Origin of the sequence: Janthinobacterium sp. DSP2-3-3, assembly GCF_049897325.1 — a bacterium.
Taxonomy (GTDB): domain Bacteria; phylum Pseudomonadota; class Gammaproteobacteria; order Burkholderiales; family Burkholderiaceae_D; genus Janthinobacterium.
Genome location: NZ_JAFCWA010000012.1, coordinates 186820 through 201200, shown reverse-complemented (window position 1 = coordinate 201200; position 14381 = coordinate 186820). Strand labels below are relative to the sequence as shown.

Sequence of the window (14381 nt, the reverse complement as noted above, 5' to 3'; positions counted from 1 at the left end):
CGCCATGTACCCAGATGCAAAACGTATCCGAAACCACCGCGTCATGTTGCGCCTGGACGATTACGAACACCAGCTTGTTTCCTCGCTCGCCGATTACCAGGGCGAAGCGCTTGCTGTGCTGGTGCGTCAGATCGTCATGCGTGAAGCCTTAGCAGTTATTGCAGGTGACGAAGCCAACATCGACAGCGTACAGCTTCGCAGTGCTTAATCCGAGACACTGAATAGTAACTTTTAAGCAACTGCAAAGCTACCCACATGCCAGATCACCAAATTAATCTCAATGACGACGAGCGCGCGCTGCTAGAAATCGTGCGCCAACGCCAGGGGCTGGCAAGTATCGATCAGGCGGCTGAATGGCTCGTCAAGTCGCGCTTACGCAAGCAGGCAAAAAACATGACAGGTCGCGGTCGCGCCCTGTACCAAGTGGAAAGAAAGCTGAAATGAGAGTCATCGGCCTGCCCTGCCCGCACTGCAGCTACACCGTCCGCGCCGTCAAAAGCCGCATGATGTCTGCCATGTTCAAGGAAATTACCTACATGTGCCAGAACCCCGACTGCGGGCACGTCTTCGTGGCAGGCCTGGAAGTGCTGCGCACCCTCTCACTGTCCGCCATGCCGAAGGCCGATATCCGCATCCCTATGTCCCAGCATGCGCGCACCGCAGCCACCAGCCAGCTTGCCTTTGACCTCACGGCGGGCTGCTGATGAATACCATGCCGATCCTCGCGCCGCCGTAGCCCGGCCGCTGTAACTCCCCTCTTTTGCTGTGCCCTGCAGCGCTCCATTTTGAGCGTGCGGGATTCGTTCAACCTGAAATAAGGAAAACCGATGGAAAACACGCTGCACGCCGCCAAGCAAACCGGCTTTCTCCCCATGCCGGACACGGCCCGCCCGGCCCCGCAACAATGCGTTGTGCCCGTAGCACCTGCTTGTTTCCTGCTGCAAGCCAGCGCTGGCGCCAGCATCGACGCGCTGTCGTACTCCATACACCAGATTGCAAAAACTTATCATGCCTTCGGCGCCGCCAACATCACCTTCATCATCAGCGATGCAAAAGCACTGAACGTAGCGGGCTTCTTTACACCTGCGCACCAGCGTGTGCTGGTCGGCGAGCTGCCCATCGAGCTGCATTACATGTTTGCCACGGAACAAGGCGTGCGGCACAGCAATGGCTCCTCGCGCACGCTGTCCTATTGGGCTGAGTACTTTTCAAAGCAAGGGGCGCACTGATGCTGCGCCTGGCCAAAACCTGCGGCATCTGGCTGCTGTCGCTCCTGATCGTCATTACCCCTGACGTCCTGCGGGCCATCGGCGCCATCAAGGACTGAACCATGCCGGCGTCCCTTATCGACAATCACCTGTCCTTCCAGCCTGCCGCCGAGATTCTGGCCGCGCGCGACAAGGACATGCCGACGCCACCAGGCGCCGGGCATGCGCTGGCCGCCATCGCCGAAGCCAAGGCCCAGCTACGCAGCATCAAGCCGCGCAACCTGGCACCCTTCATGGCCCAGGCCTGGGGATTGTCGCCGCGTGGCGCGCGCCGTTCCGTGTTGATCGCCGCCGGCATGGACGCCGACCGCTGGGAATCGCCCATCCACTCATTTACCGAGGAAGAGCGCATCGAGCTGCGCGCCGCCACCTCTGCCGCTATCCGTGTGTACGAAAGACTGTTAAATGCAATCTAAACAAATCCTGCTGCCTACCCCGCAGCGTCACGAAGCCTTTTTACGATCCGCCCAGTTCGCCCCCGAGCTGGCCCGCATCCCCTACAAATGGCGCAACCGTGTCATCACGGCCGCCATGGCCAAGATGGCCTGGTCATCCTGGTACAAAATTTATGAGTCCATCGCCACCAGCTTTGTGCGCGAGTTCGCCGAGCAGTACGTGCCGGCCGGCGTCGACCTGTCGCAAAGCGATGCCGACATAGTGACCACCGCCGAACGCGCGGCGGCCGGCGTGACCAAAATGCTGTGGATGGCCGTGTCCGACACGCACGCCTTGCAGATCATGGAAGACGAATGCGCCTCGTATGGCATCGAGCTGCCCGAGTTCGACGCACTGACCGACACCATCGCCCGCCTGGTGGACGCCCGCTGGTGGCGCCGCCAGTTGCGTAAGCGCGTCAAGCGCGCCTTCGAAGCCGGCAATATCCGCCTGGGCTACGTGAACTATCGCGGCGAACCCTACGCCAGCAACGACGCCGTGTTGTCGCGCCTGGCGCAGAACCGGCGCAACGCGGCAGCGCTGGCCGCCACCCTGGTGCAAAACGAAAACGGCCAACAATTCAGCATCGCCGAGCTGGCCGAGAAAACGACGGCGAATAAAGCCATCCGGCGCGGCGAGCTGATGTTGCGCATCAACGGATTTGAGCAGATCGCCCGCGAGTGCGGCGACCAGGGCATTTTCATCACCTGGACGTGCCCATCACGCTTCCACGCCATGCAGCACAGCGGCAAGCCAAACGACAAGTTCGACGGCTCCACTCCGCGCGAGGCCAACGCCTACTTGGGCAAGATGACATCGCTGTGCCGCTCCGCGCTGGCGCGCCGTGGCATCGGCCTGTACGGCTTTCGCATCGCCGAGCCGCACCACGACGGCTGCCCGCATTGGCATTTGCTGCTGTTCGTGCGCCCTACCGCGAAATACAAGACGGCCCACCTGCAGGACGTGGCAGGCCGCGCCATCCGCATCATGAAGCGCTACGCCTGGCGCGTGGACCGTGGCGAACCGGGCGCCTTCGCGCGCCGCCTGGACGTGAAGCGCATCGACTGGGCCAAGGGCAGCGCCGCCGGCTACATCGCCAAATACGTGGCTAAGAACATCGACGGCGTGGCCGAGCACAAGACGAAAGAAGGCTATGTCGTCACGGCCGACACCGAAGGCGATGTCGAGCTGACGCCATCGGCGCGCGTCGAGTCGTGGGCCGCATGCTGGGGTATCCGTCAATTCCAGCAATGGGGCGGCGCGCCCGTCACCGTCTGGCGCGAACTGCGCCGCATCGAGGAAAGCATGGTCAACGAGGCGCCGGCCGCCATGCGCCGTGCCTGGAACGCCGTGCAAAAGATCGACGGCGAAAAGCGCGCCTGCTGGGCCGAATACCTGCGCGCCCAGGGCGGCGCCCTGGTGCCGCGCAAGGAATTGGTCGTCACTCTGGCCAAGGATGAAAAGACCGTCATCGGCCGCTACGGCGAAACGCTGCGCACCACGCCGTATGGCGTGCGCTGCAGCGATCTGATTGGCGTGGTCTTCAAGTCCGTACGGCATACGTGGACGCCGGTACAGGCCACAGGCGGGCGCGGGGTGGCTGTTGGGGTTGCCGTTCCTCGGACTCGTGTAAATAACTGTACGCACCCCGACCGCCCTGCCCGGGCTACGCCGCCGGCGGCGCCCGTGCCCAATCTGTCCGACGAGGCAAAAAGAGCGCTGATTACCGCTTGGGCGGCCGTCAACGCCTGCCCATATCCCCGGCTGATCGTCCCCGACACCCCACCCCATGAAGGAAATGGCACATGAGCACCTATGCCGTGATCGTTCGCACGCAAACCGAACGCTTTGAATACGCCGCGATTGCCGCTTCCAGCGGCGACGCGATCCAGGCCGCCATCGACCGCTTCGGCGTGTGCGGCGTTACCGCCAAACTGAAAGGAAAACCGCAATGCTGACCACCCCGACCAATCCGCCGCGGCAAATCGCCCTGGGCGACCGCGTGACATTCGATACCGATGAAGGCTACCAGGCCGGCACCGTCAACGACCTGCGCCGCGACGTGGGCAATGGCGAGCTGCACGCCTGGGTCGAGCTGGATCACCAGTGGGCGGGCTGCTTCCGCGCCGTTCCGCTGGGCGCCATCGAAGCGGTCAAGAAAGCAGCCGCGCCTGTCGGGTGCCCAGCATGACAGCGGAACGCTCATTACCTGCCGTGGCGGCCTTGTTCGTGCGCGCCAATTCGATCTACAAGACCATGCCGGCGGTGGACGCCTGGGACGCGGAGCGCGACGCCCGCGCCTGGCCAGGCGGCGTGCCGGTGGTGGCGCATCCGCCTTGCCGCTCCTGGGGCACGCTGCGCCATCTGGCCAAGCCGCGCCCGGACGAAAAGGAACTCGCGGTGTGGGCCGTCGCCCAAGTGCGCAAGTTCGGCGGCGTGCTCGAGCACCCGAAGCGCTCGACCCTTTGGCCACACTGCGGCTTACCAGGGGCCGGCGAGCGGGACAAATTCGGCGGCTGGACGCTGCCCATTTTCCAAAGCTCCTTTGGCCACCGCGCCGAAAAGGCCACTTTGCTGTACATCGTCGGCTGTGCGCCAGCTCAAATACCGGCCATGCCCATCGTCCTGGGCGAAGCGTCGCATGTGATCGCCCCGTCCGGTCGCAACCGCGCTGGCGAGCGGCGCCGGAAAGGCGATCCGGGCTGGCGGCCGGAATGCGGCAAGGCAGAACGCGAACACACGCCGGCCGAGCTGGCGCATTGGCTGGTGGCCCTGGCTCAACGCTGCGCGGTGCAAGCATGAGGAAATCCATATGAGCACGTTCCTGTCCATGGATGAAATCTGCGCCTTGACCGGCCGGAAGATGAAAACGAAGCAAATTGAGGCGCTGCGGAAGATGGGCCTCCCCTTTTGGGTCAATGCCATCGGGCGTCCGGTTGTCGCGGTCGCTGCAGTTGAGGGGCGCAAGGAAGCGCCACGGGAAAAAACATGGGTAATGCCAAGGATTAATAAAAATGGGCCGACGAAACACACGTAATTTGAACATGCCACCGTGCATGCACCCGCGCACGCAGCGCAGCGGCAAGGTGTACTACTACATGTACACCAAGGACAAGCCGCGCAAGGAAATTCCACTTGGGCCCGACTTCATCCTGGCGCTGAAAAAATATGCTGAACTGAACATCGTGGTGGAGGTCACCGCCAACGCAACGTTCTCCGATGTCGAAAGGCGCTATCTGGTCGAGGCGGTGCCCAAGCTTGCCGCCAGCTCAGCCCGCATGTACCGCTCCGACATCAAGCACTTGCTGGCGGCATTTTCCGAGGCGCCGCTTGCGCAGATCAAGCCGATGCACATACGCCAGTTCCTGGACGACCGTGCAGACAAACCAACCACGGCAAATCGCTGCAAGCGCGTGTTTTCGACCATGTGGAACCATGCGCGCGGCTGGGGCTATACCGACCTGCCAAACCCATGCGAGGGTATACAGGGCCATTCCTTGCCCAAACGCACGGTCTACATCACGGATGCTGTATTCGACGCGGTGTGGGCGCATGCCAGTGCTCCCTTGCGCGATGCAATGGATCTTGCCTACTTGACTGGCCAGCGGCCTGCCGACGCGTTGAAGATGACCGAAAGCGACATCATCGGTGGCTACCTGGTCGTAACACAGGAAAAAACCAAACAGCCCTTGCGCATCAAGGTTGTCGGCGAACTCGCCGCCTTGATTGAGCGCATCAAGGCACGCAAAGCGACACGCAGCATCGTCACTGCCGCGTTGCTGGTAAATGCCCACGGCAAGCGCCTGACGGGTCCGGCGCTGCGTTCGCAATTCGATGCGGCAAAAAAGCTGGCCGCCGAAAAGAATCCCGACTTGCTACCGGAGATCAAAAAATTCTGGTTCTATGACCTCCGCGCAAAAGCCGCAGACGACACCTCGGACCAACACGGAGACCAGGCGGCCAGCGATCTCTTAGGTCACGATAGCGTGAGGACCACGCAACGGCATTACTTACGACGCGGGAAGATCGTCGAGCCGACGCGGTAAGCCGCGTTGCATGCCTGCTTACGCGGGGCCAAGCAAGGACGCGGAGATGAAGCCCTCGTTCGATAGCGCGTTGATAGCCCCGCGAAGCAGGTAGTTATTCGTAAAGCACATCGTGTACTGGCGTGCGCCAAGCTTAATGGGCTGCAACATCTTACCTTCCACCAGGCGCTTGATCTGGTAGGTGCGCTGAGCTGGATTTAGCCCAGGCATCACCTTGGCCAGATCCCCAGATTTCGCGGTGCCCAGCTTTACCACCTCAAGCAAAATCGCCTGTTCCTCATGCGTGATCAATTGCCGCTGGACCGAGTAAGCGAGCGCGGGGATCAGGATTTTTTCCTTCAAGAAAGTGTAGTCGGTCAGCCGGTCCACTTTTTGCAGTTCATCCAAGATGCCTTGCAAAACGTAGGTGCACCAGCGATCCAGGCTTTCATCTGTTCCCTTGTCCGCGCATGAAAGCATCGCATAGTAGCGCTCGCGGTCGTTGCAAAAAACAGCGGTCGGGTTTAACACCCGTCCGCCTGTCTTGACATTGAAACCATACTTGATCAGAAGGGCATAGGTCATCAAACGCACGACGCGCCCATTGCCGTTACTAAACGGGTGAATCCAGCCAAAACGATGATGTGCCAACGCAACCTTGATCAAGGCATACTTGGGAGGATCATCTCGATTGATGAACCCCATCAGCTCTTCCATGTAACCAGGTACAAGGACAGGATCTGGCGGCAGGTGGTCTGACTTCGCAATGCGGACCGCTCCCGTTCTATATGCGCCAGGCGTGCGGTCGCCCTCTCTCTCCAGGTCATGCACTGCCAGCGCGTGCAGCTCCCGGATGAAGTGTTCCGAGACCGCAGAATTCGGCGTCACCACATCCTCGATATATTGCATCGCCTTTTCGATGTTGGAGATCTCGCGCACCTGGTCGCTATCGTTCGTGCCCCCTTCCACCGAAGTCTCGACGTAGTCTGCAAGAGTCGTATGGTTGCCCTCGATTCGCGCAGACCCGAGGCTTTCCAGCATGTGGAAAATATGCTTGAGCTGGAAGAAGGTTGACGCGGGCGTGGTGCCCCCAAGTTGCAATCGCCGCAAGTGTTCCAGTTCCGTTAGAACATCGACAAGCGGCGAGTCGAACGAGGGATTTAAAAGCTTCAGGTCAAAGTGGTGGAAGTCTGGCATAGCGATCCTGTTTTTCTTAAATGGCGACAAGGATTAAGTTGAATTTTTAAGATAATACACCTAAAAATCATATACTTACGCGCCATCCAAGATTATTACATGTGTAATAATCCAAAATCACAAGTCAACACATCTAAACTTTTAGGGGAGGATTGTAGCTTTTAGTGCAAGTTTTTCATGAACGGGCATACAAAAACGGGGGGCTTTTCCCGGAAAAATTTGCTGATAAAACAAATGAAATGAGTAGAATTTATTACATAAAAAGCAACCTAGCCGTAGCCCTGAAAAGCTCGCCTGAACGCCTTTTGTGGAGCAAAGAACCGTTTGTGGAGCGGCGAAAACGAGTTTTTCGCCATTTTTGACTGGAGCGGGTGAAGGGAATCGAACCCTCGTCGTAAGCTTGGGAAGCTTCTGCTCTACCATTGAGCTACACCCGCGAAGCCTGCATTTTACGCGGGATGGCAAGGACTTGGCAAACTTGTGGATCGCTTTCGAGTTGATCAGGAATTCTCACGAAAATTAACAAGAAACAATACTGCAGCATCGGCACGTCAACGTTTTTGTTGATAGAGAACAACAATACGAACAGCCGGACAAGGTGAATGGTTTGGTATGCGGCTAAAATACACCAAATTATTGTTGCTATGGGCCGTGCGGCGCAGACTCGCAAGAGAAATGTTGCTACAATCGTGTGACAGTTTAGCATTCCCGCTGTTCAACCTAAAAGGATATACCATGAAGAAAATTCTGATCGCTTCAGCAATCCTGTGCTTCGCTTCCGCACAAGCCATGGCTCAATCGGCTCCTGCACCAGCAGCAGCTACACCAGCTGCTGGCGCCGCTGCCGGCACCACTGTTGCCGGCCTGAGCGTCAGCACCATGATCGCAATCGGCGCAGCAGTTGCCGTTGTGGCCGGTGCAGCAAGCTCGGATTCGACCACCGCGCACACGACCCCAAGCCACGCCAAGTAATCTGTTAATGCCTTTGGCTGAGACAGACAAGGCCAAGCCAGCAGGCTGACGTCAAGCCGCGAAACGCTGGCCTGGCCCACGAGTAGCTGGCCTCGTCATACGAAGCGCCAATTCCTCGATAAAAGCCCCTTTTCATTTTCTTGAAAACGGGCTTTTTATTTTTCTTCAATGATGCGCGCGCTGTTTACGCCAGTTTTCCTCTCCATGTGCGAGCGATACGCATCTATTTTCAGAAAAAGCACCGCACCGTCAGGAACATGAGATTCCCTGGCCAACCATATAAAGTTAATGAAAAACCAGCCTTTCCATAAACGCATGGGATTTGCCTTGCAAGGCTTGAGCGCCGCCTTCCGCATAGAATCGAGCTTTCGGCTGCAATGCCTTGCTGCCCTCATGGTACTGATCGTACTTGCCTGGAACCGGCCGGCCATGATCTGGTGGGCTTTATTATTGCTCAACTGTGGCATGGTCCTCGCAGCGGAGCTCTTCAACACCGCTCTCGAACATTTGATTGATCACCTCCACCCGAGCCTCCATCCCAGCATCAAGATCGCCAAGGATTGCGCCGCAGGAGCCGTGTTCATTCTCAGTATCAGTGCCGTATGCGTGTTTGTTGCTTTTTGGGTGGAAACGGCTGCTCACTAGACGAATTCCCTGCTTGGCAAATTACAATAGGCCCAAGCATTAATCAGGTCCCGCTCCCGCAAGCCGGGACGCCAGCAAAAGAAATACAAGGATTGCTATAAATCATTAAAATAATGTCCTTTCGAAATATTTACTGGCTGGCAAGAGGGCTTCTTTTCGCTTTGCACTCCAGAACTGACTCGGCACACATATACATACCTTGTGGACGACAGGAAACAGAACGCCCAGCCAATGAGGTTACTTTAAATTTTACATTGATGCATACATGAATACACCCATCGTACCCGTGATTCTTTGCGGCGGTTCCGGCACACGTCTGTGGCCGTTGTCGCGTGAGGGATTCCCCAAGCAATTCCTGCGCCTGTCTGGCAAGGAAAGCATGTTGCAGCAAACACTGCAGCGGCTGAAGGGGTTACCGGGTCTGGCCACCCCACTTCTGGTTTGTAACGAGTCAGCACGCTTCATCGTTGCCGAGCAACTCCGTGAAATTGGCATGGAACAAGCGCGCTTGCTGCTCGAGCCTATGCGCCGCAATACGGCGCCAGCCATTGCCAGCGCCGCTTTGCAGGCGATGGAAAATGGCGATGATCCTGTCCTGTTGGTACTGCCTTCCGACCATGTCATTCTCGACACACAAGCGTTCCACCATGCAATAACGCTGGCGCGTCGGGCCGCAGAAGAGGGAAGCCTGCTGACCTTCGGCATCACGCCGACAGGAGCGGAGACGGGATATGGCTATATCCGCGCGGAAGCGACGGCCAGCGACCAGGTCCAGCGCATTCTTGAATTTGTCGAAAAACCCGCATTGGCGCAAGCTGAGAAATATATCGCCAGCGGTGACTATTTCTGGAACAGCGGCATGTTCCTGTTCCGCGCCAGCCGTTATCTGGAAGAACTCGAACGTTTCCAACCGGCCGTCTTGGCAGCATGCCGCGCCGCCCTTGCCGATGCAAAGAGCGATCTCGACTTCATACGCCTTGACAAGGACGCCTATGCCGCCAGTCCCGATATCGCCGTCGACTACGCCGTGATGGAGCGCACCAGCCATGCGGCCACCATCGCGCTCGACGCCGGCTGGAACGATATCGGCTCCTGGAAAGCCGTACTCGACGTGGCGGAAAAGGATGCCAGCCAGAATAGCACCCAGGGCGATGTACTGATCCAGGATTGCAACGATTGTCTGGTGCACAGCAGCAGCCGCCTGGTTACCGCCATCGGCATGCGCAAAACCGTCATCGTGGAAACCGCAGACGCGGTACTGGTCATGGATGCGGATCAGGCGCAACATACCAAGACCCTGGTGGCGCAGTTGATTGCCAAGGACCGTGCTGAAGCCACCATGCACCGTGAAGTCTTCCGTCCATGGGGTTCCTATGACTCCATCGGCACTGGCGAACGCTTCCAGGTCAAACGCATCACCGTTAAGCCGGGCGCCAAACTGTCGCTGCAAATGCACCATCACCGCGCCGAGCACTGGATCGTCGTGTCAGGCACGGCGCAGATCACCAATGGCGACAAGGAATATCTGCTGACCGAAAACCAGTCCACCTATATCCCCCTCGGCGTCGTCCATTCTCTGGCCAACCCGGGCAAGCTACCGCTGGAATTGATTGAAATTCAATCAGGTAGCTACCTTGGAGAAGACGATATTGTCCGCTTTGAAGACCGCTACGGCCGCGCTTGACCGAGCAGATACGTCATCACCATGCAAGCGGCCCCGCAAGAATTCACACTGAAGTTTATAAGGTTTGGCAAGTCATCATGAAACCAATCGAAGGTATCTTTGTACAAGAAGTGAAATGGTATTGCAGCAGCAGGGCAGAAAAATATTTTCTCACCTTTGCCGATGCACTTTCCATGTTCATGGCATTCTGGCTCGCGGGAAAATGGACCCTCGATTCCAGCGACTTGAACAGCTTCGGGCTGGATAGCTCTCGTTTGCTCAGTTATAGCCTGCTATCCCTGGTCACTCTGGCGATCTTCAAGCTGAAGGGCCATCATGCCAAACGTCGTCCATACTCGAATGAAATCAAGGAGCTCCTGAAGGTCGCCATGGTCATGGGTCTGCTTGACGCAGCCCTGGTCTTTCTCGACAAGCGCGACTCCTCGCGCGAGGCACTATTGGCCACCTGGCTGCTGGTGCCATGCTTTGTCTTGCTGCTGCGCGGCATCGTCAAGTACCTGTTGATGAAAGCGGGCGGCTGGATACGCCCCATGGTCATCATCGGATGGGGCGACAATGCCTTGCAAACAGCGCGTGCCTTCGATGAGGAGACATTGATGGGTTATCGCTTGATTGCCTTCCTGATACCTGAGGGCCAAGACCGCCTGGAACAGCATTATGTGAACCGCAGCAAACAAGCGGTGCCCTGCATCCCTCTGGGCGATAACCCGGAACAAACGCTCAAGCTGCTGGGCGACCCGCATGCGGTTGTCGCCCTGGAGCAGGGTGGCATTGACGCTTATCAAGGCATGATCCAGCAAGTCAGCCGCTGCGTTGTCAATATGCAAGTGGTACCAGCGGTACGCGGCCTACCCCTGTATGGCATGGAGGTCAACCATTTCTTTACACATGAAGTCTTGCTGCTGACCATGCGCAACAACCTGGCACGACCAGGCTTGCAACTGATTAAGCGCTGCTTCGATCTGACGACGTCGATCGCCGTGATGATCGTCGGGGCGCCCGTCCTACTGTGGATCGCCGCCAAGGTATTGGCCTCTGGCCGCCCCATCTTCTACGGCCACAAGCGCGTCGGCCAGAATGGCAAGCATTTCCTCTGCTATAAATTTCGTACCATGGCCGTGAATGCCGATGTGTTGTTGAAAGAGTTACTGGAACGCGACCCGGTCGCCCGTGCCGAATGGGACCGCGACTTCAAACTGAAAAACGACCCGCGCATCACCTCGATAGGTCATTTCCTGCGCAAGACCAGCCTCGATGAATTGCCGCAACTGTGGAACGTATTAAAAGGCGAAATGAGCCTGGTCGGGCCGCGTCCCGTTGTCGATGCCGAACTGGAACGCTATGGCAACCAGATCGACTATTATCTTGAGGCGAAACCCGGGGTCACTGGCCTGTGGCAAGTCAGCGGCAGGAACGATGTCAGCTACGATACGCGCGTCTATCTCGACGCCTGGTATGTCAAGAATTGGTCTCTGTTCAATGATATCGTCATCCTGCTGAAAACGGTCAAAGTCATCTTCAAGAAAGATGGCGCGTATTAACAAAAATATATGGTATAAAATTAGTATTTTACAAGGCAAGAAAAGGATAACAGCATGATTTTAGTGACTGGCGGCGCCGGCTTCATCGGCTCCAACTTTGTAAGAGACTGGCTGGCGCTCAACGATGAGCCCGTGATCAATTTTGACAAACTGACCTACGCTGGCAATCTCAGCAATCTGGCCAGCCTGGAGCACGATCCGCGGCATCTCTTTGTGCGTGGCGATATTTGCGATACCACCCACATCTCCCGCCTGCTGGCCGAACACCAGCCCCGCGCCATCGTGCATTTTGCCGCAGAGAGCCATGTCGATCGCTCGATCCATAGCCCCGGCGAATTCATTTCGACCAACGTCAACGGCACATTCAGCCTGCTCGAAGCGGCGCGCGCTTACTGGTCCGGTCTGACGGGCGAGGCCAAGGATAGTTTCCGTTTCCTGCACGTCTCGACCGATGAAGTCTATGGCACGCTGGGTCCGCAAGATCCGCCATTCACCGAAACGACGCCGTACGCGCCGAACAGCCCCTACTCGGCATCGAAAGCAGCCTCCGACCATCTGGTACGCGCCTATTTCCATACGTATGGCATGCCGGTGCTGACGACAAACTGCTCGAACAACTATGGCTCTTTCCATTTCCCGGAAAAACTGATTCCCCTCATCATCAGCAACGCCCGTGCAGGCAAGCCTTTACCAATTTATGGCGACGGCATGCAAGTGCGCGACTGGCTGTATGTGGGCGACCATTGCTCGGCGATACGCCGCGTACTCGAGGCGGGACGTTTGGGCGAGGTCTACAACGTGGGCGGCTGGAATGAAATGGCCAATCTGGAAGTCGTGCACACCTTGTGCGACATCCTCGACACGCTCGACCCCAAGGCATCGGGCAGCTATCGCGAACAAATCACGTATGTGCAGGATCGCCCCGGCCATGACCGCCGCTATGCTATCGATGCGCGCAAGATCGAGCGTGAACTGGGCTGGAAACCGGCAGAAACCTTCGCCACAGGCATCCGCAAGACCGTCCAGTGGTACCTGGACAACCAGGCCTGGGTACGCGACGTGCAGTCGGGCGACTACTTGAAGTGGGTAGAAAAAAACTACACGGCACGCGATGCGGCAAAGGAAGCACTCTGATGAGCACCACTATTGAACGCAAAGGCATTATCCTGGCCGGTGGTTCCGGTACGCGTCTGTATCCCGTCACCATGGCGGTGTCGAAACAGTTGCTGCCCGTATATGACAAGCCGATGATTTACTATCCGCTGACCACCCTGATGCTGGCCGGCATACGCGATATCCTGATCATTTCCACACCACAAGATACACCGCGCTTCCAGGAGTTGCTCGGCGACGGCAGCCAATGGGGCATTACCCTCAGCTACGCCGTGCAGCCCACGCCCGACGGCTTGGCGCAGGCCTTCATCATCGGTCGTGAATTCGTCGGCGACGCGCCATCGGCCCTAATCCTGGGCGACAACATTTATTACGGCCACGACTTCGAAACGCAGTTGCGCAAAGCCTCGGCACGCACCAGCGGCTCCACCGTGTTCGCCTATCATGTCACCGATCCAGAACGTTATGGCGTGGTCGACTTCGACGCACAGCGGCGCGCCGTCAGCATCGAAGAAAAACCACTCAAACCAAAATCGAACTACGCCGTCACCGGCTTGTATTTCTACGACAGCCAGGTGTGCGATATTGCCGCCAGCATCGCGCCGTCCCCTCGTGGCGAGCTGGAAATCACGGATGTCAACCGCACTTATCTGGAGCGGGGACAATTGAACGTTGAACTGATGGGGCGCGGCATGGCCTGGCTCGATACCGGAACGCATGAGTCCTTGCTGGAAGCGGGCCAATTCATCGCCACCATTGAAAACCGCCAAGGCTTGAAAGTGGCCTGCCCTGAAGAAATCGCCTACCGCCGCGGCTATATCGACGCGGCCAAGCTTGAGGCACTGGCACAACCGTTGAAAAAGAACGCTTACGGTCAATACCTGCTGCGTCTGCTCGAAGAAAAAATATACTAAAGCCGGAACGGCTCATTTCACACATGCAAATTCAAACAACCTCCATACCTGATATTCTGATTCTCGAGCCCACCGTGTTCGGCGATGACCGGGGCTTTTTTTACGAAAGCTTCAACCAGAAGCGCTTTGCCGAACTGACTGGCGTCACGCGCGACTTCGTGCAGGACAATCACTCCAAGTCCGCCAAGGGTGTATTGCGCGGCCTGCACTACCAAATCCAGCAACCGCAAGGCAAGCTGGTGCGTGTGACGGCCGGTGAAGTCTTCGACGTTGCCGTCGACCTGCGCAAGAGTTCGCCGACGTTCGGCCGCTGGGTAGGCGTGACCTTATCAGCGGCCAACAAACGCCAGCTGTGGATACCGGAAGGCTTTGCACACGGCTTCGTCGTCACCAGCGATAGCGCCGAGTTCCTGTACAAGACGACCGATTACTGGGCACCGGAGTTCGAACGCAGCCTCCTGTGGAACGACCCGGCCATCGGCATCGACTGGCCGCTCGATGGCGAACCACTGCTGTCTGGCAAAGATAAAGTCGGTACCTCGCTGGCCAATGCCGACGTTTTTGCCTGACCGTTACCAACCAATCTG

19 protein-coding genes and 1 tRNA gene are annotated in these 14381 nt (G+C 57.7%); 18 read left to right on the top strand and 2 right to left on the bottom strand.

The features are described 5' to 3' along the window. Positions 1-4 precede the first annotated feature (4 nt). The 11 genes from ACP7DE_RS22485 (at position 5) to ACP7DE_RS22435 (ending at position 5749) form a co-directional block, all read left to right on the top strand. A complete protein-coding gene (locus ACP7DE_RS22485) occupies positions 5-208 on the top strand; it encodes a hypothetical protein (RefSeq protein WP_070292043.1) in 204 nt (67 codons plus the stop codon). Between the two features lie 47 nt (positions 209-255). Then, positions 256-444 carry a hypothetical protein gene (locus tag ACP7DE_RS22480; protein WP_070292047.1) on the top strand — a complete coding sequence of 63 codons (189 nt, stop codon included), beginning with the start codon at positions 256-258 and terminating at the stop codon, positions 442-444. Then, a complete protein-coding gene (locus ACP7DE_RS22475) occupies positions 441-704 on the top strand; it encodes an ogr/Delta-like zinc finger family protein (RefSeq protein ID WP_219119088.1) in 264 nt (87 codons plus the stop codon). Before ACP7DE_RS22480 ends, ACP7DE_RS22475 begins: the two co-directional genes overlap by 4 nt. Before the next feature lie 123 nt (positions 705-827). Further along, on the top strand, positions 828-1229 hold the full coding sequence (locus ACP7DE_RS22470; RefSeq protein WP_426074164.1) for a hypothetical protein: 402 nt from the start codon (positions 828-830) through the stop codon (positions 1227-1229). Between the two features lie 101 nt (positions 1230-1330). Further along, positions 1331-1684, top strand: coding sequence for a hypothetical protein (locus ACP7DE_RS22465; RefSeq protein WP_034745810.1), 354 nt, complete (start codon positions 1331-1333; stop codon positions 1682-1684). Further along, positions 1674-3512 carry a replication endonuclease gene (locus tag ACP7DE_RS22460; RefSeq protein WP_426074163.1) on the top strand — a complete coding sequence of 613 codons (1839 nt, stop codon included), beginning with the start codon at positions 1674-1676 and terminating at the stop codon, positions 3510-3512. Before ACP7DE_RS22465 ends, ACP7DE_RS22460 begins: the two co-directional genes overlap by 11 nt. Beyond that, positions 3509-3661 carry a hypothetical protein gene (locus tag ACP7DE_RS22455; RefSeq protein ID WP_426074162.1) on the top strand — a complete coding sequence of 51 codons (153 nt, stop codon included), beginning with the start codon at positions 3509-3511 and terminating at the stop codon, positions 3659-3661. Before ACP7DE_RS22460 ends, ACP7DE_RS22455 begins: the two co-directional genes overlap by 4 nt. Next, positions 3655-3894 carry a hypothetical protein gene (locus ACP7DE_RS22450; protein WP_426074161.1) on the top strand — a complete coding sequence of 80 codons (240 nt, stop codon included), beginning with the start codon at positions 3655-3657 and terminating at the stop codon, positions 3892-3894. Before ACP7DE_RS22455 ends, ACP7DE_RS22450 begins: the two co-directional genes overlap by 7 nt. Continuing rightward, a complete protein-coding gene (locus ACP7DE_RS22445) occupies positions 3891-4505 on the top strand; it encodes a hypothetical protein (protein WP_426074160.1) in 615 nt (204 codons plus the stop codon). The genes ACP7DE_RS22450 and ACP7DE_RS22445 overlap by 4 nt, the downstream gene beginning before the upstream one ends. A 10-nt stretch (positions 4506-4515) precedes the next feature. Next, positions 4516-4740: a DUF4224 domain-containing protein gene (locus ACP7DE_RS22440; protein ID WP_298402779.1), complete on the top strand. Its 225-nt coding sequence runs from the start codon at positions 4516-4518 to the stop codon at positions 4738-4740. A gap of 19 nt (positions 4741-4759) precedes the next feature. Beyond that, positions 4760-5749, top strand: coding sequence for a tyrosine-type recombinase/integrase (locus ACP7DE_RS22435; RefSeq protein WP_426074159.1), 990 nt, complete (start codon positions 4760-4762; stop codon positions 5747-5749). Positions 5750-5767: 18 nt separating this feature from the next. On the opposite strand, the gene ACP7DE_RS22430 is transcribed toward ACP7DE_RS22435, so the two are convergent. Both ACP7DE_RS22430 and ACP7DE_RS22425 read right to left on the bottom strand, forming a co-directional pair. Next, a complete protein-coding gene (locus tag ACP7DE_RS22430; RefSeq protein WP_426074158.1) occupies positions 5768-6925 on the bottom strand; it encodes a Fic family protein in 1158 nt (385 codons plus the stop codon). Between the two features lie 363 nt (positions 6926-7288). Then, positions 7289-7362, bottom strand: a tRNA-Gly gene (locus ACP7DE_RS22425). Positions 7363-7660: 298 nt separating this feature from the next. On the opposite strand from ACP7DE_RS22425, the gene ACP7DE_RS22420 reads away from it, so the two are divergent. The 7 genes from ACP7DE_RS22420 (at position 7661) to rfbC (ending at position 14363) form a co-directional block, all read left to right on the top strand. Continuing rightward, a complete protein-coding gene (locus tag ACP7DE_RS22420) occupies positions 7661-7897 on the top strand; it encodes a hypothetical protein (protein ID WP_426074157.1) in 237 nt (78 codons plus the stop codon). A 288-nt stretch (positions 7898-8185) separates the two neighbouring features. After that, positions 8186-8542 (top strand): diacylglycerol kinase, encoded by a 357-nt coding sequence (locus ACP7DE_RS22415; RefSeq protein ID WP_426074156.1) that lies wholly within the window; start codon positions 8186-8188, stop codon positions 8540-8542. A 265-nt stretch (positions 8543-8807) separates the two neighbouring features. After that, positions 8808-10226 (top strand): mannose-1-phosphate guanylyltransferase/mannose-6-phosphate isomerase, encoded by a 1419-nt coding sequence (locus ACP7DE_RS22410; RefSeq protein ID WP_426074155.1) that lies wholly within the window; start codon positions 8808-8810, stop codon positions 10224-10226. A gap of 77 nt (positions 10227-10303) precedes the next feature. Further along, a complete protein-coding gene (gene wbaP / locus ACP7DE_RS22405) occupies positions 10304-11767 on the top strand; it encodes an undecaprenyl-phosphate galactose phosphotransferase WbaP (protein ID WP_426074154.1) in 1464 nt (487 codons plus the stop codon). A gap of 54 nt (positions 11768-11821) precedes the next feature. Beyond that, entirely contained in the window at positions 11822-12901 is a 1080-nt protein-coding gene (gene rfbB, locus ACP7DE_RS22400) for a dTDP-glucose 4,6-dehydratase (RefSeq protein WP_426074153.1), read from the top strand. After that, positions 12901-13794 carry a glucose-1-phosphate thymidylyltransferase RfbA gene (gene rfbA / locus ACP7DE_RS22395; protein WP_426074152.1) on the top strand — a complete coding sequence of 298 codons (894 nt, stop codon included), beginning with the start codon at positions 12901-12903 and terminating at the stop codon, positions 13792-13794. The genes rfbB and rfbA overlap by 1 nt, the downstream gene beginning before the upstream one ends. A 23-nt stretch (positions 13795-13817) precedes the next feature. After that, entirely contained in the window at positions 13818-14363 is a 546-nt protein-coding gene (gene rfbC, locus ACP7DE_RS22390; protein WP_426074151.1) for a dTDP-4-dehydrorhamnose 3,5-epimerase, read from the top strand. Positions 14364-14381: the final 18 nt, after the last annotated feature.